21 protein-coding genes are annotated in these 18,440 nt (G+C 51.4%); 4 read left to right on the forward strand and 17 right to left on the reverse strand.

The window, feature by feature from the left end; all coding sequences use genetic code 11:
* Window positions 1-26: 26 nt before the first annotated feature.
* Genes spoIIIAG through spoIIIAA form a run of 7 tightly spaced genes read right to left on the reverse strand, consistent with a single transcriptional unit; the run spans window position 27 to window position 4,940 of the window.
* A complete protein-coding gene (spoIIIAG, locus tag SNR34_RS20765) occupies window positions 27-665 on the reverse strand; it encodes a stage III sporulation protein AG (protein WP_236419978.1) in 639 nt (212 codons plus the stop codon).
* Between the two features lie 16 nt (window positions 666-681).
* Complete coding sequence (gene spoIIIAF, locus SNR34_RS20770) at window positions 682-1,527, reverse strand: stage III sporulation protein AF (RefSeq protein WP_486180086.1); 846 nt, start codon at window positions 1,525-1,527, stop codon at window positions 682-684.
* A gap of 25 nt (window positions 1,528-1,552) precedes the next feature.
* On the reverse strand, window positions 1,553-2,743 hold the full coding sequence (spoIIIAE, locus tag SNR34_RS20775; RefSeq protein ID WP_236419982.1) for a stage III sporulation protein AE: 1,191 nt from the start codon (window positions 2,741-2,743) through the stop codon (window positions 1,553-1,555).
* A 21-nt stretch (window positions 2,744-2,764) separates the two neighbouring features.
* On the reverse strand, window positions 2,765-3,154 hold the full coding sequence (gene spoIIIAD / locus SNR34_RS20780) for a stage III sporulation protein AD (protein WP_236419984.1): 390 nt from the start codon (window positions 3,152-3,154) through the stop codon (window positions 2,765-2,767).
* A 31-nt stretch (window positions 3,155-3,185) separates the two neighbouring features.
* Entirely contained in the window at window positions 3,186-3,389 is a 204-nt protein-coding gene (gene spoIIIAC / locus SNR34_RS20785) for a stage III sporulation protein AC (RefSeq protein ID WP_056696521.1), read from the reverse strand.
* 29 nt (window positions 3,390-3,418) lie between these two features.
* Window positions 3,419-3,937, reverse strand: a complete 519-nt coding sequence (gene spoIIIAB / locus SNR34_RS20790; protein ID WP_486180087.1) for a stage III sporulation protein SpoIIIAB — start codon at window positions 3,935-3,937, stop codon at window positions 3,419-3,421.
* Window positions 3,930-4,940, reverse strand: a complete 1,011-nt coding sequence (gene spoIIIAA / locus SNR34_RS20795; RefSeq protein WP_486180088.1) for a stage III sporulation protein AA — start codon at window positions 4,938-4,940, stop codon at window positions 3,930-3,932. The genes spoIIIAB and spoIIIAA overlap by 8 nt, the downstream gene beginning before the upstream one ends.
* 222 nt (window positions 4,941-5,162) lie before the next feature.
* Here spoIIIAA and SNR34_RS20800 point away from each other — a divergent pair, with 222 nt between their 5' ends.
* On the forward strand, window positions 5,163-5,996 hold the full coding sequence (locus SNR34_RS20800) for a 2-phosphosulfolactate phosphatase (protein WP_236419990.1): 834 nt from the start codon (window positions 5,163-5,165) through the stop codon (window positions 5,994-5,996).
* A 53-nt stretch (window positions 5,997-6,049) separates the two neighbouring features.
* On the opposite strand, the gene SNR34_RS20805 is transcribed toward SNR34_RS20800, so the two are convergent.
* The 5 genes from SNR34_RS20805 to SNR34_RS20825 form a co-directional block, all read right to left on the reverse strand.
* The gene (locus SNR34_RS20805; protein WP_236419992.1) at window positions 6,050-7,303 is read right to left on the reverse strand and encodes an aspartate kinase; all 1,254 of its coding nucleotides are present in this window, start codon (window positions 7,301-7,303) and stop codon (window positions 6,050-6,052) included.
* Between the two features lie 257 nt (window positions 7,304-7,560).
* A complete protein-coding gene (gene efp, locus SNR34_RS20810) occupies window positions 7,561-8,118 on the reverse strand; it encodes an elongation factor P (RefSeq protein WP_236419994.1) in 558 nt (185 codons plus the stop codon).
* A 39-nt stretch (window positions 8,119-8,157) separates the two neighbouring features.
* On the reverse strand, window positions 8,158-9,231 hold the full coding sequence (locus SNR34_RS20815; RefSeq protein WP_236419996.1) for a M24 family metallopeptidase: 1,074 nt from the start codon (window positions 9,229-9,231) through the stop codon (window positions 8,158-8,160).
* Window positions 9,232-9,270: 39 nt separating this feature from the next.
* A complete protein-coding gene (gene aroQ, locus SNR34_RS20820) occupies window positions 9,271-9,714 on the reverse strand; it encodes a type II 3-dehydroquinate dehydratase (RefSeq protein WP_486180089.1) in 444 nt (147 codons plus the stop codon).
* Between the two features lie 80 nt (window positions 9,715-9,794).
* Window positions 9,795-10,361, reverse strand: a complete 567-nt coding sequence (locus SNR34_RS20825) for a YqhR family membrane protein (protein WP_486180090.1) — start codon at window positions 10,359-10,361, stop codon at window positions 9,795-9,797.
* 214 nt (window positions 10,362-10,575) lie between these two features.
* On the opposite strand from SNR34_RS20825, the gene SNR34_RS20830 reads away from it, so the two are divergent.
* Both SNR34_RS20830 and SNR34_RS20835 read left to right on the forward strand, forming a co-directional pair.
* The gene (locus SNR34_RS20830; protein WP_236420002.1) at window positions 10,576-11,568 is read left to right on the forward strand and encodes a DUF1385 domain-containing protein; all 993 of its coding nucleotides are present in this window, start codon (window positions 10,576-10,578) and stop codon (window positions 11,566-11,568) included.
* Window positions 11,569-11,573: 5 nt separating this feature from the next.
* Entirely contained in the window at window positions 11,574-11,900 is a 327-nt protein-coding gene (locus SNR34_RS20835; RefSeq protein ID WP_236420004.1) for an MraY family glycosyltransferase, read from the forward strand.
* A 59-nt stretch (window positions 11,901-11,959) separates the two neighbouring features.
* Here SNR34_RS20835 and SNR34_RS20840 read toward each other — a convergent pair whose 3' ends face one another.
* From SNR34_RS20840 to mntR, 3 genes are all read right to left on the reverse strand, one after another.
* Window positions 11,960-12,973 carry a patatin-like phospholipase family protein gene (locus SNR34_RS20840; RefSeq protein ID WP_486180091.1) on the reverse strand — a complete coding sequence of 338 codons (1,014 nt, stop codon included), beginning with the start codon at window positions 12,971-12,973 and terminating at the stop codon, window positions 11,960-11,962.
* A gap of 82 nt (window positions 12,974-13,055) precedes the next feature.
* Entirely contained in the window at window positions 13,056-14,681 is a 1,626-nt protein-coding gene (locus tag SNR34_RS20845; RefSeq protein WP_486180092.1) for a family 10 glycosylhydrolase, read from the reverse strand.
* A 199-nt stretch (window positions 14,682-14,880) separates the two neighbouring features.
* Window positions 14,881-15,309, reverse strand: a complete 429-nt coding sequence (mntR, locus tag SNR34_RS20850) for a transcriptional regulator MntR (RefSeq protein WP_236420010.1) — start codon at window positions 15,307-15,309, stop codon at window positions 14,881-14,883.
* Between the two features lie 237 nt (window positions 15,310-15,546).
* On the opposite strand from mntR, the gene splB reads away from it, so the two are divergent.
* Window positions 15,547-16,617 carry a spore photoproduct lyase gene (splB, locus tag SNR34_RS20855; RefSeq protein ID WP_486180093.1) on the forward strand — a complete coding sequence of 357 codons (1,071 nt, stop codon included), beginning with the start codon at window positions 15,547-15,549 and terminating at the stop codon, window positions 16,615-16,617.
* A 210-nt stretch (window positions 16,618-16,827) separates the two neighbouring features.
* Here the strand turns inward: splB and SNR34_RS20860 are convergent, their stop codons facing one another.
* Window positions 16,828-17,541, reverse strand: a complete 714-nt coding sequence (locus tag SNR34_RS20860) for a cytochrome c biogenesis CcdA family protein (RefSeq protein ID WP_236420015.1) — start codon at window positions 17,539-17,541, stop codon at window positions 16,828-16,830.
* A gap of 64 nt (window positions 17,542-17,605) precedes the next feature.
* Window positions 17,606-18,409: a metal ABC transporter permease gene (locus SNR34_RS20865; RefSeq protein ID WP_236420017.1), complete on the reverse strand. Its 804-nt coding sequence runs from the start codon at window positions 18,407-18,409 to the stop codon at window positions 17,606-17,608.
* Window positions 18,410-18,440: the final 31 nt, after the last annotated feature.

Genomic DNA, 18,440 nt, shown 5'->3' on the forward strand with positions numbered 1-18,440 from the left:
CATCAAGCTGCCGTTCCATCAAACGGCTAATCCTGCTTGCGCGGCACAACCGAAATCCGGTAAGCGGCGACGTTCAACCCTTTTTCCACGGCATCCGTAATCAGGTCCTTCACGACTTTGTTCTCGGCTCCCTTCGCTACGACGAGTACACCTCTGATCTGCGGTTTGAGCCTCTTGGTGACGATCGGCGTCTGATCACCCGATACTTCATACGTGATGATCTCCCCGTCCCGGGTATACTGGGTCATGTGCCTTTTTCCGCCATTGGCATCCGTTTCTTCCGTGAGCTGTTGGGAATCCTTTACGTTCCGCTGAACAACCAGCTCCTCGGTGGAATCGACGGTGACCATGACGTCGACCGTCCCCACGCCGACGATGTTCTCCAACACACCTTTGATTTTGTCTTCAAACGCGGTTTCAATCACCTGAAACGGATTGGACTCGTCAAGGCCCTCCTGAACGTTTGCTGCCATGGATGCAGCAGGATTGGGCGGTTCTCGCCCGATGTTTTCGGAATCTACTTTTTTGACGTTGATGAACGAACTGAACACCATGATGCCCACGCCGATCAAGCCAAGAATGATGAGCCATCGAAACGTGTTGCTGCGCTTCTGGCCTTCACCGCCGCTGAACAACGATTCGATCTTTTTAAACCACTGCTTCATTCGGACCCCTCCTTCTTCATAGTGGTTTTGCCCCCCGCTGTTCCTGAACGTGCACTTTGCTCGCATCCACGTCCCAATTCTCGCCGAGCAGGGTCATGATCTGGACGGTGAGTTTGGAATCGGGGCCGCCTTCCTTCCCTTCCTGAACGATTCCCTGTTGTTCTTGTTCACCCATCGCAGGCAAAGCCCCGCTCTCCGGATCTTTCGGCTTATCCTCAGCATTGGCATCTGCGCCAATCTGCACGGCCGGAATGTGAACTTCTCCGATTTCGATCGGCTCCCTTGTTGCCAAAGATTCTTCTTCCAAAGCTGCCGGATCGGTTTCGTTCATGGACTTCGTCCCCGCCCCGGTGCCCTGCAGAGCCTCTTCTTTTCCCTGCTCTTGATGTTGTGCAGCCATCGTCACCAGCACCTTGCGGATGACGGGTAGTTCAGCCTGCGCAAATGCCGAGTCCGGCGATGAGTGCAGCTCCATGCCCAGTTGAACCTCTACGGATTGAACCCGTTTGCCGGTTTCCTCCTCAATCTGATCTTTCATCGCGCTGGAGAGCTCCCTTGCGGTCCACTGTAAGGACTGTTCCTGTTCGCCGGCTCGCAATTTTTTGCCCTCAGCCAGGATTTGCTCCAACGTTACATTCCCTTCATCCATATCTCCCATAGTCGACATGGCCCGCTTGAGCTCGGCCACCGGATCGCTTCGCAGCAGCTTGGTCAGGGGGGACAACAGCGTAAGCAGAATAAGGAGGCTCAGCACAAGCTTGACGTACCGCTCCATGGAACGATTGGGCAGCAGCATCTCCACAAAGGTTGCGAGCAGGACAATCATGATCAATTCCTGAAGCCAGTTGCTCAGCCACCCCATCCTTTCCGCCTCCCGTCCCTTTCCTTTATCGCATCATCACCGTCAGATTACCTGCTGTGAGCAGTATGGTAATTGCCAGAAAAAACATCAGTCCGACCGCAGCCAGGGCGGCAAATACGTAGATCATCGCTTTCCCGATTGCCTGCAGACACCCGACGATCGGAGTGTCGCCCAGCGGCTGCATGATCGCACCCGTTATGTTGTAGATCAAGGCAAGGGCAAGGATTTTGAGTGCCGGAAAGGCGCAAAGAAACAATATGATAATGACTCCCGTCAGCCCGATCGCATTTTTGACGAGCAATGAGGCCGTGAATACGGTATCGGTGGCATCCGCGAACGTCCGTCCCACAATGGGAATAAAGTTCCCTGCAATGTATTTTGCTGCCTTAAGGCTAACCCCGTCCGTGACGGAACTCGTCGCTCCCTGCACGGAAATGACGCCGAGAAACATGGTGAGCAGTACGCCCAGCAGTGCCACGCTAATGTTACGGAGCAAGTCGGCAAGCTGTGTCAGCTTGTATTTGTCGGAGATCGAGCTGACCAGATGCAGCACCGCCGAGAAGAACAACAACGGAAAAACGAGCATGTGAATGAGCGTGCTTACCAAATGAATCATGAAAATAATCATGGGATGCGTCACGGATACCGTTACGATGTTCCCCATCGATGCGAGGAGGGTGAACAGCAGCGGCACCATCGCCATCATGAAACTGACCATGCCTTCAATGGCATCTTTGGCGTATCCGATCGCCACGCTGAAACTGTTGATGGCAATAATGATGATGACCATGTAACAGATCGCATACGCGATTTTGCTGATATTGTTTTTCTCAAACGCGGTCTGCAGCGTTTCCAGGATCATGCTCAGCACGCTTAACATGACAATGGTGACCAACAATTTGCCGTTGTACATGATCTCGTGCAGCATAAAGGTTCCGATGGCAACGAAAACCGATTTCAGGCTGAATCCTTCATTGCCGGGAACGAGCATATCCATGAAAGAAGGCGTCTTTCCTTCGGGAAAAAAACCGCCATACTGCTTCATTAGCTGGTCCCAGTACTTTTCCACCTGGTCTTTGGGTAGCTCATTCGCCTGTTGCTGCATCCATTCGTCCGCAGGCGCGGTTGCCGCAGCCTGTCCGATAAAGGCAAACAGAAAACACGTCACAAGGATAAAAGCAAGGCTCCAGCGCGGCTTCTCTCTGATTCGGTTCATGAATAATCCGCATGCCTCCTTTTACACCGGCATCAGCTTCATGACGGTTTCGATAATGATACCGATGATCGGAATTGCCAGCACGAGGATCAGCACCTTGCCGGCAAGTTCGATTTTGGAAGCGATGCTTTCCTGGCCGGCATCCCGCACGATCTGTGCGCCGAACTCGGCGATGTAGGCAATGCCGATAATTTTAAGCACCGTTTTCAGGTAAACGCTCTCCATGCCCGAGTTTTCGGCCAGCCGTTTCAGCACATCGATCACGGACCCGATCTTTCCGATCAGCAGCATGAAAATGACAATGCCGGTAGCCGCGGCGATCAGAAACGCAAACATGGGCTTCTGTTCCTTGATGACAAGAATGAGAACCGTTGCGATCAGCGCCAGACCCACGACTTGAATAATCTCCACAGGTCACCACCATTCCGGCTTCATGACCGCATCATTGGAACAGGAATATCGATTTGATTTCCTGCAGCAGGCCGTCCAGCATGCGAACAACCATGAACAGCACAACGACGAATCCAATCACGGTCACCCAGTGCGCCATATCTTCCTTTCCCATCTGTTTCAGAACGGTATGAATCATCGCAATGATGATACCGATTCCCGCAATCTGAAAAATTGCGTTTACTTCCAAATTCATGACCTTGGCACCTCACTATCCCGGCAATTTCAGAAGATCAGAATTACGATTAACGCTCCTACAAGCATCCCGAGGTTACGGCTCATCCGTTCATACTTCATTTGATCGGCTTGTGCACGGGACTCTTCGTGCATCAGTTGCTGAATGGCTAGCGAGATATGTTTGGTCTGATCCTGACGGTCGCTGGTGCCAAGACTATAACTCAATTGCAGCATGACTTCCCGCTCATCCTCTTTCATGGCCGACTTGGCCCAAGCCTGCTCGATGCCTGCTTGCAGACTGTCACGCGCCGTTTGCCCGTGAGGTCCCTCCATTCGGTTACCCGCGTGCAGAAAAAGCGTGCGTACCGGCTCTTTGGTCTGAGCAGCCATTTTGTCCATGGCTTCCGGCAGGGGAGTCAGGCCGTAATTGATTTCCGTCATCAACCGCTGCAAGGCAGCAATCAGTTCCCGGAGCTGTTTGGGTCTGAGCGCGTATTGCCGGGCGCGATAAAAACCGATCATCGTACTTGCCAGAAGGATCAGCACCGCACCGAGCATGTTAAGCATAAGCTTCTCCTCCTGCTCCCGCCGGGGTGACCTGCAAACCACGCATCTTGCCGTCCGCGAGCCTGAAGCTGGTGCCCCGGCTCGTCCGCCGCAGCTGCACGTAACGCTGGAACGTCTGCCCTTCAATCAGGGCGCGCAAGGCAGGTCTGGAAGCAAGCTCCATGAAGTCGCGGCCGTGAGCGGTTGCGATGACGGATACTCCGGAATGCAGCGCCTCCATGACTGCTTCGGCATCTTCCGGACGACCGATCTCGTCCACAATCAACACGTCCGGTGACATGGAACGGAGCATCATCATCATGCCTTCGGCTTTCGGGCAACCATCCAGAACATCCGTCCGCGGACCGACATCGAAGCCGGGCACGCCGCGGTGGCTGCCTGCAATTTCGGAGCGCTCGTCCACGATGCCGACCTTGAGGCGGGAAGATAATCCCTGGATGCGCTCACCTGCCCCCGGCAACCCGGTACCGCTGCTGATCTGTCTCGCCAGATCCCGCAGCAGCGTCGTTTTCCCTTGCTGGGGAGGCGACAGAATCAATGTATGGAATACCTGTCCGCTCTTGGCATCCCACAGATGAGGCAGGATGCGGTCAGCGATGCCGTGTATTTCGCGCGCGATTCTCATATTGAACCCCGTGATGTCCCGCAAGTATTCGACGCGTCCTCCGCTAACCACGGTCCGTCCAGCAAGTCCAATCCGGTGGCCCCCGGGAATCGTGATGAAACCTCTGCGGAGCTCCTCTTCCAATGTATACAGCGAATGGTTGCTAATCATGTCAAGCAGCTTGTGTGCGTCTTCTTTGGAAGGAACATAAGCATCGTCCGGCTTGTCCGTCAGACTGCCGTCCGGGCACAGAAAATGATAGCTGCCACCGGCATTGGCCTCAAGCGGCCTTCCCGTGCGTATGCGAACTTCTTCCACTTGTTCCGATACAGCGGGCGGCATTCTTCCCAGAATGGTTTGGATCGGTTCCGGGAAGAGCTCCCTCCAGTTCACTTTCATGATCGGCCCTCCAACCCCACAATTGTGATGATCTCTTTTCTGATGCTGTTCCTATCTCAATTCTATGCCTGTACATTCGAATTATGACGACGAACTCTAGCAATTGTTCGAAAGGGAGAGAGTAGCGCAAGTGGAGAGACATAGAATTTCCAATTTTATTTATTTCTGAAAGGGTGGGGAGGCTGCAAACGATAGGCACCTGTCTATGGAAGGGTGCATATAGTGCACAAACAGATTCCGTTATCCCGATTCCGCTATGCGGACGATGGAGACATTTCCCCCAAGAGAAGAAAGGAGTTGTGGGGTGTGCAAGTGGATGTGATAGGGAACGTGGACGAGGTTCGAAAAATGGACATCGCCGGGCGGAGTGTCGTGGTGATCGACGTGCTGCGAACGACGAGCACCATCGTGACCGCACTCGCCTTTAACGCTGCGGCAGTGGTTGCGGTAGAGACCGTTCCGATGGCCAAACAACTGGACTTGAAGGATTGCATTCGCGGCGGTGAACGTTTCGGCAAAAAGCTCGCCGGATTCGAAACAGGCAATTCACCCTATGAATATATGACAGAAGACATTGCGGGCAAAACGGTTGTACTCACAACGACGGATGGAACACGGGCATTGATCAAAGCTGCCGGAGCCAAGCATGTCCTCGCAGGTGCATTTTTGAATGTCAATGCCGTAGCATCGGCCCTGAGCAGGCTTCGAAGAGACGTTCTGCTTTTATGCGCAGGTCATCAGGGAGAATTCGCGCTGGAAGACGGCCTGTGCGCAGGCATGATCATCGGTGCCATGAAGGATCAAACGCCTTGCGAATTAAGGCTGAATGATTTGGGCATGGTCCTGTATCAAGCCTCGCTTCAATGCGAAAGCAAGCTGTTCGAGCTCATAAGAGCTTCCGCCGGGGCCAAAAGTCTTGAACGGCAAGGGAGGCTGCCCGATATTTCCTATTGCGTGCAGACGAACCTTCTGGACTGCGTACCCGAAATGGACGCCAGCCACCCGTTGCAGCTATTTCGCAAAATGGGGCGGGAACAGGCCTCTAATTTGTCGTAAACAAAAAGAGGCGTCCTGACCCTAAAGGGATGCAGAACGCCTCTTTATTTATTTTATCGACGGACTTCCGGGCCGCCAACAAAAGCTTGTTCTTCCGTATCCAGGTCGAATGCGGTATGCAGCGCTTTAATTACATCATGAAGTTTGTCTCCGTCAATGACGCAGGAAACCTTGATTTCGGACGTGCTGACCATTTTGATGCTGACGCCTTCGCCGGAAATCACTTTGAACATTTTGGCAGCTACACCAGGATGGCTGACCATGCCTGCTCCGACGATCGAAATTTTAACCAGCTTTTCTTCAGAGGTCACTTCGCGGTAAGGCAAACGGTTGCGGAGCCCTTCAATGACAGTCAGTGCTTTCTCGCGATCCGTCAAAGCCACCGAGAACGAGAAATCCGCTTTCCCGTCCATAACACCGCTCTGAACGATAATATCAACATCAATCTGTGCGGATGCGAGTTCGCCGAACACTTCGGCCAGTACTCCCGGAACATCCTGTACACCCATGATGCTGATGCGCGCTACGTTTTTGTCATAGGCGATTCCACTAACCACTACCCCTTGTTCCATTGCTGCTTCCTCCTTCACAACCGTTCCTTCATTATGGTTAAAGCTGGATCTGACGATCAAAGGCACACCGGAATGCTTCGCGTACTCTACCGCACGCGGATGCAGCACAGCCGCTCCCAGATTCGCCAACTCCAGCATTTCGTCGTACGAGATTTCCTTCAGTTTGCGGGCTACTTTCACGATTCGCGGATCGGTGGAGTAGATTCCGTCCACATCCGTGTAGATTTCGCAGGCGTCAGCCCGGATCGCCGCCGCAAGCGCTACCGCTGTTGTGTCTGATCCCCCGCGCCCGAGCGTGGTAATTTCCCCGTCTTCGGTCATGCCCTGGAACCCGGCCACGATAACGATGTTGCCTTCGTTCAGCGCAGCGGTTACCCGCTCCGGACGGATATCGTTAATGCGTGCCTTTCCATGAACAGGCTCTGTCACAAAACCAGCCTGCCAACCTGTAAAAGACACCGCCTTGCGTCCAAGTGCCTGGATCGCCATCGCTAGCAGCGATATGGAGATTTGCTCTCCTGTCGTGAGCAGCATATCCATTTCCCTTGCAGGCAGATCGCTGTTCAGCAGTTTCGCTTGATCGATCAGGTCATCCGTCGTATCTCCCATGGCCGAAACCACGACGACACATTGATGCCCTTCATCTGCTTTTTCCACAACACGCCCGGCTACACGTTTCATGCGCTCCGTATCTCCGACCGAGCTGCCCCCAAACTTCATGACGTACAATGACAACGCAAATCCACTCCCTACCTTGTGCAATATGCATACTTGATGCCCATCGCCATTATTCTCTCTGGAACATGACTTTAACCCAGTATAATACGAAAGTGTCAGATCGGCTAATCTTTTTTAACAAAAATGCTTTTCCGGTATGACGGAAAGGTCCAACCTCGCCTCAAGCATAACGATTCTAAAATGTGAAAAAACCCTTTGTCATCGAAATGACAAAGGGTTGGTGTATACACGGGCATACGCTTGTTCCGGCACGATTACGCGCGGGAAGAGTATTTGCCTTCGCGAGTGTCGATGATCAGCACGTCGCCTTCGTTAATGAACAAAGGAACTTGCACGTTCAAGCCGGTTTCCAGCTTCGCGTTTTTGGTTGCACCTTGGGCAGTATTTCCTTTTACGCCCGGCTCGGTTTCAACGACCTTCAGCTCAACGCTTGTAGGCAGGTTGATCCCCAGAATTTCGCCTTGATAGCTGACGATGTGCACGTTCATGTTTTCTTTCAGGAAGTTCAGTTCCCATTCCAGTTGATCGCTTGTCAGCGTGAACTGGTCGTATGTTTCGTTATCCATGAATGTGTGCTCGCTGCCGCTGGCATACAGGTAGGAAACGCCACGGTTTTCGATCATGGCACGGCCGATCGTTTCACCCGCACGGAACGTACGCTCAACCGTGTTGCCGTTGCGCAGGTTTTTCAGTTTGGAGCGCACGAATGCTGCACCTTTGCCCGGTTTAACGTGTTGGAAATCCAGCACGGTAAAGATATCTCCGTCTACCTCGACGGTCAAGCCTGTTTTGAAATCGTTAACTGAAATCACGAATAAATCCCTCCTGGTTGAGTTAAAAAATTACATGGTTTATCCGATTACGGTAAACTTCTTATCCGACTTCGTCAAAATACGAATGCCTGTCTCCGTAATCACGACATCATCTTCGATACGTACGCCGCCCAGACCGTCGATGTAAATGCCCGGTTCCACCGTAACGACCATGCCCGGTTTCAGCACATCGTCACTAAGCTTGGACAGACGCGGAGCCTCGTGCACTTCCATGCCCAGACCATGACCTGTGCTATGCCCGAATTGTTCCCCGTAGCCATGCCCTGCAATGATATCGCGCGCAAGGGCGTCCGCTTCGCGTCCGGTCATGCCCGGCTTCAGGTTTTCCAGCGTATGTAACTGCGCCTCCAGCACGATGTCGTAGATTTTTCGCAGCTCGGGCACCGGCGTTCCTGTTGCAATGGTACGTGTCAGATCGGAACAATATCCGTCCAGCAGTGCGCCGAAATCGAACGTGATCAGTTCATTTTGCCCAATGGCCTTGCTGCTTGCTCGTCCATGAGGCAAGGCAGAACGCACGCCCGAAGCCACGATGGTATCAAACGAAGAGGATGTCGCCCCGTTTTTCCGCATGAAAAATTCCATTTCAAGATCGACTTCCGCTTCAGTCATGCCCGGTTTTGCAAACTGCAAAACATGGCTGAACGTTGCATCCGCCAGATCAGCCGCTCGCTGCATAACAGCGATTTCGTTCTCGTCCTTGAACATTCGCAAATGCTCCACGATACCCGATACGGCTTTTAATTCAATGGATTGAAGCGCCTCGGCATAAGCGCCATACGTTCCGTAAGAAACATGGTCCTGTTCAAAGCCGACTGCCGTGATGCCGCTTTGGGCCAGCAATTCGCGTACCGTTTCAATCGGTTTAGGACCATGCTCGACCACGTTGAAGCCTTCGGCTTGCTGCGACGCTTGCGCCATATAACGGAAGTCGGTCACCAAATAAGCTTCTTGCTCCGTAATGAGCACATAGCCGGATGAACCCGTAAAACCCGTCATATATTGACGGTTCACCGGACTTGCGATCAGCATCGCTGCCAATCCGCGCTCCTGCATCGCCTCGCGCAGCTTGTTCACTCTTTTGTTTTCCATCGGTAACCCTTCCTTCTCTCACATTCCCGGGTTCCCGGCTCAGGTTTGTTTGTCCAGATGACGCACGAGAGCCAGCAATCCCAGTTCATAGCTTACTTCGCCAAATCCGGCAATCTGCCCGATCGTCACTGCAGCGATGACTGATTGATGTCTGAAAGCTTCACGCGCATGAATGTTAGATAAATGAACCTCCACGGTAGGAACCTTTACCGTACTGATGGCATCGCGCACGGCATAACTGTAATGGGTCAGCGCGCCGGCATTCAGAATGATTCCGTCCGCCTCGCCCAAGGCCGCATGGATGCGATCAATAATGTCCCCCTCGTGGTTGGATTGGTAAAAAGCAATGGAGACACCCAGCTCCTCGGCTTGTCTGCGAATGTTGTTCTCAATCTCCTTCAGACTAAGCGTTCCGTAGATGCCCGGCTCGCGTACGCCAAGCATGTTCAGGTTCGGGCCATTGATCACGACGATTCGTTTCATAGCTGCTCCATCCTTTCTGCAAATAACCATCTGCTATTTTAACACAGCCATTGCCGGATTGAGAAGCTTTTTTGCGGCTGCTAGCCCGCTTCTTCGGGCTCGCGCTTCCGCTCGTCCGTATACTCCATCGCCACGGTGTAACCGATAAAGAGGCCCCACAGCAAAAAGAAGCACAATTCGGTGAAGATGGAGTCCCAGGTCAGGCGGTTTATAGGCTTCATCATCCCCAGCTTGGGACCGAGAATCACGAACAGGATGACCCACCATACGATGCCGTAAACCATGCCGGGAATCGGCCCTTTTTGTTTTCTCAGGCTAAACGTGTAAATCACCGACACGAGGATGGAAAATGCGATAAAAAACAACCATCCCGTCAAATGGCCTGCTGCCGTATATATGAACCGGTGCTTGAAAAAGGGTTCCGCCAGAAAGCCTATAGGCACGACCGTAAAGTGAAGGAAATAAAAAAACCAATGTACCCCGCCCCAAATAAAGCCGGCAAAAAAACCGAGCTCAATCGCAAAAGGCAGCGGCTTCGTATGGCCTTGTTGCTGGCTTTGCCTCGGCCTCGCCTTTCTTTTCGATTCTTTCGAGCCCCTCTTGGGATCTTCCGCATGTATTGTCCGTTCTTCCACATACTCTGCCATTTGCATTCTCCTCAAGATTTAATCGTTCTCCTGCCTGCAGAATCCTTGCTGCCTTGTTTTCCGTCCCAGGTAGTATGCTCCAGTTCAGGCGAATTTAACAACCATCACCGCGGATATCCCCTCAACTAGAAATTGCTTTCAAAATTCGATACAATAAGGATATTAATCGACCTTCGAGCCTGAAGGGATATAAGAGAATAGGATGGTGAATAATTTGCCTCAACAATCCAAACCTGTCAGCTACGGGGGGCAAGCCGTCATCGAAGGCGTCATGTTCGGCGGCAAACACGTGAACGTTACCGCTGTGCGGAGAAAAGACGGCGAAATAACGTATCTGGAAGTTCCCAAGCAAGACAAGTCCTGGGTCATCAAACTGCGACGCATACCGCTTCTGCGCGGGATTGTCAGCATCATAGATTCCAGCGTCAAAGGCAGCAAACACCTTAATTACTCGGCCGACGCCTACGCGGACGATGAGCTGGAGCCGGAAGAACGCGAGAAGCAAAAGGACAAACAAGGCTCGGGCTGGAGCCTGAGCATGATTATCGGCGTAACCGCTGTAGCCATCCTTTCTTTTCTTTTCGGCAAAATTGTTTTGACGCTGCTCCCGGTAGTCGTTGAGAATTTCCTCTTCAAGAACGCATTTGACAACCAGTTCCTGCATAATTTACTGGAAGGCGTGATCAAGCTGATCCTGCTGCTCGCTTACTTGTGGCTGATCTCGCAAACGCCGATGATCAAAAGATTGTTCCAATATCACGGCGCGGAGCATAAAGTAATCAGTGCCTATGAAGCGGGCGAAGAGCTCACGCCGAAAAACGTTCAAAAATACAGCCGTCTCCATTATCGCTGCGGAAGCAGCTTTATCATGCTGACGGTGATCATCGGGGTATTCCTCTATTCGCTCTTCACATACGACAATCTGTGGGAACGCATGGGACAGCGCCTGCTCTTGCTGCCGGTCGTACTGGGCATTTCGTTTGAACTGTTGAAAATCACCAATGCGATGCGCGATATTCCTGTACTTCGCTATCTTGGGTACCCAGGACTGTGGCTGCAGCTGCTGACAACCAAGGAACCGACCGACGAGCAGGTCGAAGTATCCATCGCATCGTTTAACCGCATGCTTGAGCTTGATGCCAAGCTCGCCAATGCTTCCAGCACGTCGGAGGTTCCTCTTGCAACTCTTGATCCTGTGAAAGGGTGATTGATATGAACAAGCAGGCGATCGTATTTTGGGCTTTTATCGTTCTCGCCGCTTTCGGAGTACTCAGCTGGTTGTCCAACGCTAGCATCGTCCAGATTTTGATTCCAGTGGTGGTCTTGGGAGGTGCATTCCTGCTCTACAAATTTCCGCCCCGCCGCTGGCAACGCAAACAGACGCCGAAGATCAAACCTTCAGCGAAAACGATGGCCAAGGTCAATGCTCAGAACAGTGCCAGAAAGAGCCACTCCACGCGTAAACGCAAAGATTACCCGTTCCATGTCATTCAGGGACAAAAGGGAAAAAACGATGAGGATGTACCGAAATTCCATTAACACATTCGTTTGAAACATGAAAAAGCAATGCTTTTGCCCCATAGGCGAAGCATTGCTTTTTATTTATTGGAGGGAGCGGCTTTGGGCAATGTCCCCTGCACTGCTTTGCTGCTCGAATTCCGCCGTTCCTTGTTTAATTGCTCCCCGTATGTCTTGACGTTCCAGCCGTTGAAAAAGTCGGTGCCCGAAGCAACCCCTGATTCGTACAACGCCAAGCTTTCGTCCGGGGTTAAGCGGAATTGGGTTGGCTTGATTCCAAGCGTCGGTATTTTAACGGTCCGGAAGCGGTTGATCTGCTCGATGTAACGCTCATCATGAGCCGTCAGCATCGTTTCTACCAAAGCTTGAAGCATGCTTAGCGGGCCCTTGATCGTCGCAGGCTGTCCCTCCGTTTTGCCGACCATTTTGAATCCGACCACCGGAATGATCTCCCCGCTCCGCTTCGAACGTTCACCTTCAAACAACCATAACGGGAAATTGCTGAGCAATCCCCCGTCCACGACGTAAACAAATTGTTGGCTGAACGGCAGCCCTTTCGAGAATGCCGGCGATTTGCGAATGACAACCGGGTCGAAAAAGTAAGGGATGCTGCAGCTCATGCGCACAGCTTTGGCAACATCCAAATTGCCGGGTTCGATGCCAAATCGGCTGATGTCGTCAGGCAAAACCAAAATGTTGCCGCCGGAAATGTCGGAGGCAATGACGTTCAGTTTGCCAGGGGGCAGGTCGGCAAAGGAACGAATGTCCTTTTGCTGCAGCATGCTGCGAATCCATGTTTCCAAGGCTTCGCCAGAGTACAGTCCCTTTTTCAAAAAAAGCCTTGCCGCCGGACCAAGCCAGCGCACATCAAAAATCGGGGCACGACGCAGCAATGATGCAAATGGCGTATTCTCAATAATCCCCCGCATTTCGTCCGCTTTATACCCCGCGGCAATCAACGCCGCAACGATCGAGCCCGATGACGTGCCTGCAACGCGATTGAATTGCACCCCATGATCTTCTGCGCTTTTCACCGCCCCGGCGAGTGAAATTCCTTTCACTCCTCCGCCTTCAAAGACCGCATTGATCAACATAAACAAACCCCCGTTCCCATGCAACAATAGTTCTACTGTCACTGTATGAGAACAGGGGCCCGTCATATGTCGTCAATATGCATTACAAGCCGTAATATGATTTCAACCTTGCGATTAAACCGAGCGGGTCCTTCGTCAAGTATTGGGAGCTGAAATAAATATCTCCGCCAATGGCGTTGTATCGTTCATTGTATGCCAATTGATCGATGATTTCCTGCGAAGTCTGCCACCCCGATTCGGTGGTTCCTATTTTGTACGGGGAGTGTCCGATATACAATTTGACATTTGTATTCGCGACTTCGTTAACCCACCAATCTACGACTTTGTCATAACGTGCGGCGCTCAACGTCATGCTCCAATATACTTGCGGAGCCACGTAATCGATCCATTCCTGTTTGATCCAAGTACGCACATCCGCATTCATGCTGTCATACGCGGTTACACCTGCTTTGGTGTCTGAACCCGTCGCATCCACCGCTTTATTGCGCCATACGCCAAATGGACTGATTCCGTATTCCAGGTTCGGATTCACCTGATGAATGCTTTCGCCAAGCTGCTTCACGAACTGATTGATATTGTCGCGGCGCCATTCGGCACGATCACTGGTGTTTAATGTGTTATAAGTCCTGAATGCCGCATCATCATTGAAGGTCACGTTGGACGGATAGAAATAATCATCCAAGTGCACCCCGTCAATATTGTACCGGTTTACCACTTCCATAATCGTATCGATGATATGCTGCCTTGCCTCCGGAATGCCGGGGTTGATGTACAGCTTGCCTCCCGCATTGACGATCCACTCCGGATGAAGCTTGGATACATGATTCGCCGCCAATCCCGTTGTGCTCGCCGAATTCGTGGCGCGGAACGGATTGAACCAGGCATGGAACTCAAGCCCGCGTTTGTGCGCCTCCTCAATCATGAATTCCAGCGGGTCATAACCCGGATCTTTGCCTTGCGTTCCCGTAAGCACACTGTTCCAAGGCACCAGACCCGAAGGGTAAATGGCATCCCCGTTGGCTCGAACTTGCACGAACACCGCATTGATACCCATACCTTTTAATTGGTCCAGCTGCTGCGTATAATCCAGCTTCTGTTTCTCGATATTGCCTTTTGCGCCGGATGACGGCCAATCGCCATTCACCGTGGAAATCCATGCTCCGCGCATCTCGTCGGTTGCAGGCACATTGCCCGATTGATCTGAATTGCCCGGATCGACCGGTGTAACCGGCGTAGGATCAGGCGTCGTCTCCGAACCGGAGTCGTTTGTCAGCGTGAACAGATCAATCGTCTGCGTCGCCTGGGTCCAGTTCACGCGAATGCCCAGGTTTTCGCTGACGAACCGGAGCGGCACCATTACGCGCCCCTGTTTCACCTCAACCGATGCATCCAGGTTCACCGTCGCATTATCCACCGTTGCTTGCTGTTTTCCCTTCGTCATTTGAATGATCGTGCCCGACTTGTTGATCGTTACCGTTTTGGTGGCTTGGGACCAGAATACGGACGCTCCCAATCCTTCGCTAATAACTCGGAGCGGCACCATAGTCACATTCACTTTGGGCAAAATATAAGGCGCCACATCCGACTCCAGACGCTGCCCGTCCAGATGAATCACAATGTTCTGACCGGCTGCTTGAGCAGACAGCCCTGCCGTTTGCAAACCCAACACAAAAATCAGCAGCATAACCAGGCTCTTACGAAACTTCATCCATTCAATCCTCCATCATATCCTTTTTCGCGGAAAATTCTGCTAGTTTAATAGACGCGTCAAGTGACCGTTTAGTTGCGATAAATGGATAAAATGCTGGCAAAAAAACGAAGGATGCCCTCGCGGCCTCCAATGGCACGGGGACATCCTATGTTCTTGCAGCATGATGGATGAAGCGGCTCCTTATTCCGGATCAGAACTAGGACTCGGTGTTGCTCATGACTTCCTGCAATTTCCGGAGATCGTTCAAGCGGTTTTCGTTCTGCCTGAAATATTCGACCAAGGTTTCGATGCATGTAATCGAGTCCCAGCTCAAATGATGCTCGATGCCTTCAACGTCTTTGTAAATGTTCTCTTCCTGCACGCCGATGGTCGTCAAAAATTCCTCCAGCAAATGATGACGTTCCATTAATCGCTTGCCCATCTTTTTCCCTTTTGGAGTCAGTACCAATCCACGGTACTTTTCATAAATCAGGTACTCGTCCTTGTCCAGCTTCTGGATCATCTTCGTCACCGAAGAAGGATGCACTTCCAATCCTTCAGCGATATCGGATACGCGAGCATAGCCCTTTTCATCAATGAGTTTGTATATACGCTCCAAATAATCTTCCATACTGGGCGTTGGCATCTGCTTCCCTCTCTTCTCTCTGACCGACACACGACACGATTCGCGCCTGGTCCCTATCCTTTAATGATACATGTTATCAATGCGCATTGGCAAGTCCTGCGCGACCCTGAACCATGCAATCCATCCTTCTGCCCACCATGAACGCAAAAACCGCTCAAGTATTTGGCATGCGTGCATCTGCACAAAATAACCCAAACTAATCTTGGCAGCCAGCCATGAAAGGAGCAAACCAACCTTATGAGTACGAGCACAGCGTCTCCTCCCGTCCGGAAGGCAAAGGGGACTAAACCCTTTATTCCCGATTTGGTCTATTTTGAACCCGGCGCGCTGGAATACGACAAAGGAAAATGCATCATGGAGTGGGTCAAGTCCCAAGACATCCCTTACCAAATGACCACTTCCCATAACAGAATTACGAATTTACCGGGAGAGACGGAGCAGGAAAAATATCGCATGGCCAAACGCACACTCGTTGTGGGCGTACGAAAAACGCTGAAATTTGACCAATCCAAACCTTCAGCGGAGTATGCCATTCCGATTTCGACAGGATGTATGGGCCATTGCCATTATTGTTACCTGCAAACTACCTTGGGGGCCAAGCCATATGTAAGGGTCTATGTAAATACCGAGGAAATCATCCAGGCAGCGAAGGGTTATATCGACGAACGAGCACCTGAAATTACCCGCTTCGAGGCAGCCTGTACATCCGATCCGGTGGGCCTGGAGCATATTACGGGAAATTTGGGGGACCTGATTCGTTTCATGGCTGACGAACCATACGGACGCTTGCGTTTTGTGACCAAGTACCATCATGTTGAACCGCTGCTGGATATTAAGCATAACGGCCATACCCGCATTCGTTTCAGCGTTAATGCCGATTACGTTATTAAAAATTTCGAACCCGCAACTTCCAGATTCGAAGAACGAATCGAAGCTGCAGGGAAAATTGCCCATGCCGGTTATCCGCTCGGTTTTATTATCGCTCCAATTATTTGGTACGACGGCTGGGAGAAAGGCTACGCCGAATTGCTGCAAAAGCTCGCGGATACCCTCCCTGAGGAGGCGACCAGCAATCTTACCTTTGAAATGATCCAGCACCGTTTCACCAAAACGGCCAAAGCCACGATCGAGAAACGTTACCCCAAAACCAAACTTGAAATGGATATCGAAAAACGCAAAATGAAATGGGGCCGTTGGGGGCAGTATAAATACGTCTACAAAGACGACCAGCAGGACGCGCTGCGCGAATTCATTACGGAGCGAATTTTTGAACATTTTCCATTAGCCAACATCGACTATTTCACTTGACTGTTTCGCATCCAACCAAAAAAGCCCCATGAACCGGATCGCATCCGATGTTCATAGGGCTTTCACCTCAACCTATGGCTATATAAGTTGAACTAGGCATTTACACGATCACGGAGAGGCAGAACCAATCTGAAGAAGCGAAGCTAAAAGCTTTCTGTAAGAAAGCTCCATCGAAAGCATACGCTTCGCATTTATCACCAGACTTTCCCCTTAAATAATCATCCAATCCGGCGTAATCTGCTGCAGCCAAATCGTAATCTTGGTCATCTGGTCAGTGAACAGCAATATGCCAAGGAACAGCATTAACGCCCCGCCCACTTTCATCATCGCATTGGAATAACGCAAAATCCAGCGGGTCGAGCCGATAAAAAAAGCAAGAACAAAAAACGGAACGGCAAATCCGACCGTATAACCGGTAATCAACGCAAACCATGTCGTCGGTTCACTTGCAGCCATCGCAATGATTGCCGTTAAAATGGGGCCGATACACGGGGACCATCCTGCAGAGAAGCCAATGCCGAATACAAAAGACCCTACATATCCCGCAGGTTTCCATTTCAACTCCAGCTTGCGCTCTTTCATCAGAAACTGCGGTTTGAACACCCCAAGCAGGAATAACCCCATCAACATGATCAGAATGGCGGATAGCTGCCGGATGAGCTCGCGATTATCATTGAAAAAACGTCCGAACAGCCCTGCACCCAATCCAAGCGAATAAAATACCGCCGAAAAACCTAAAATGAACGCCAGCGTGTGCGTCATCGTTTTCATGCGAACTTCGCGCTGGTTGCGCTCATCTTTCAGGCGCTGCACCGTCATGCCGGTGATATAGGAAAGATATGACGGATACAGAGGTAAACAACAAGGGGATATAAATGATGCAAATCCGGCTATGAAAGCCAGCCATACGTTAACATCAGGCATGAAGCGAATGTCTCCCTTCTGTGGAAGCTCACTTGCCAATTGCACATTTGATCACGTTCAAGCGTCAGGCACGGAATCCCTTTTTGGCGACCATCGTCATGATCAGCATCATAATCAACAGCAGTACAATCGTAGCACCCGGTGCCAGGTTCCAGATCCCTGCTACAACCAATCCAATGACCACGGCAATCTCACCGATGACCACGGACAATACTATTGCCGACTTGAAACTTCTTGCCATCAACAAACTGACGGCAACCGGTATGGTCAGCAACGCAGATACGAGCAAAGCACCCACGATTTTGATGGCTGTGCTAATGACCAATGCCGTCATGACCGTAATCAGCATGTTCAGCACACGAACCGGCAATCCCGTCACTGCCGCTGCATCCTCTTCAAAGCTAAGCAGAAAAAACTCCTTATGAAGCAAGGCAACGATGACAACGACAATCAACGTAACGATGCCGACCAGCTTCAGGTCGGTTGCATCCAGCGTATAGATGCTTCCGAAAAGATAACTCATCACATCGGTATTGTATCCCTTGCCAAGCGTAAAGAACAGCGAGGCCAGCGCCACGCCGCCGGACATAATAATCGCGATGGACAATTCCGCATAGCTTTTGTAAGCCTTGCGCAATTTCTCAATCGCAAATGAGGCAAGCACCGCAAACACAAGCCCTACCGCAATCGGATATACCTCAATCAAAAAACCGAGGGCAACCCCGGCAATCGTAACGTGAGAGAGCGTATCTCCGATCATGGATAGACGGCGCAATACCAGAAACAATCCAATCAGCGGGGCGGTGATGCCAATCAGCAACCCGCCTGCCAATGCCCGCTGAAAAAAATCACTCATTAAAATTTCCAAAACGTACACGACTCCTTCGGCCTTGCTCTAT

The sequence above is a fragment of the Paenibacillus sp. XP01 genome (assembly GCF_057364885.1).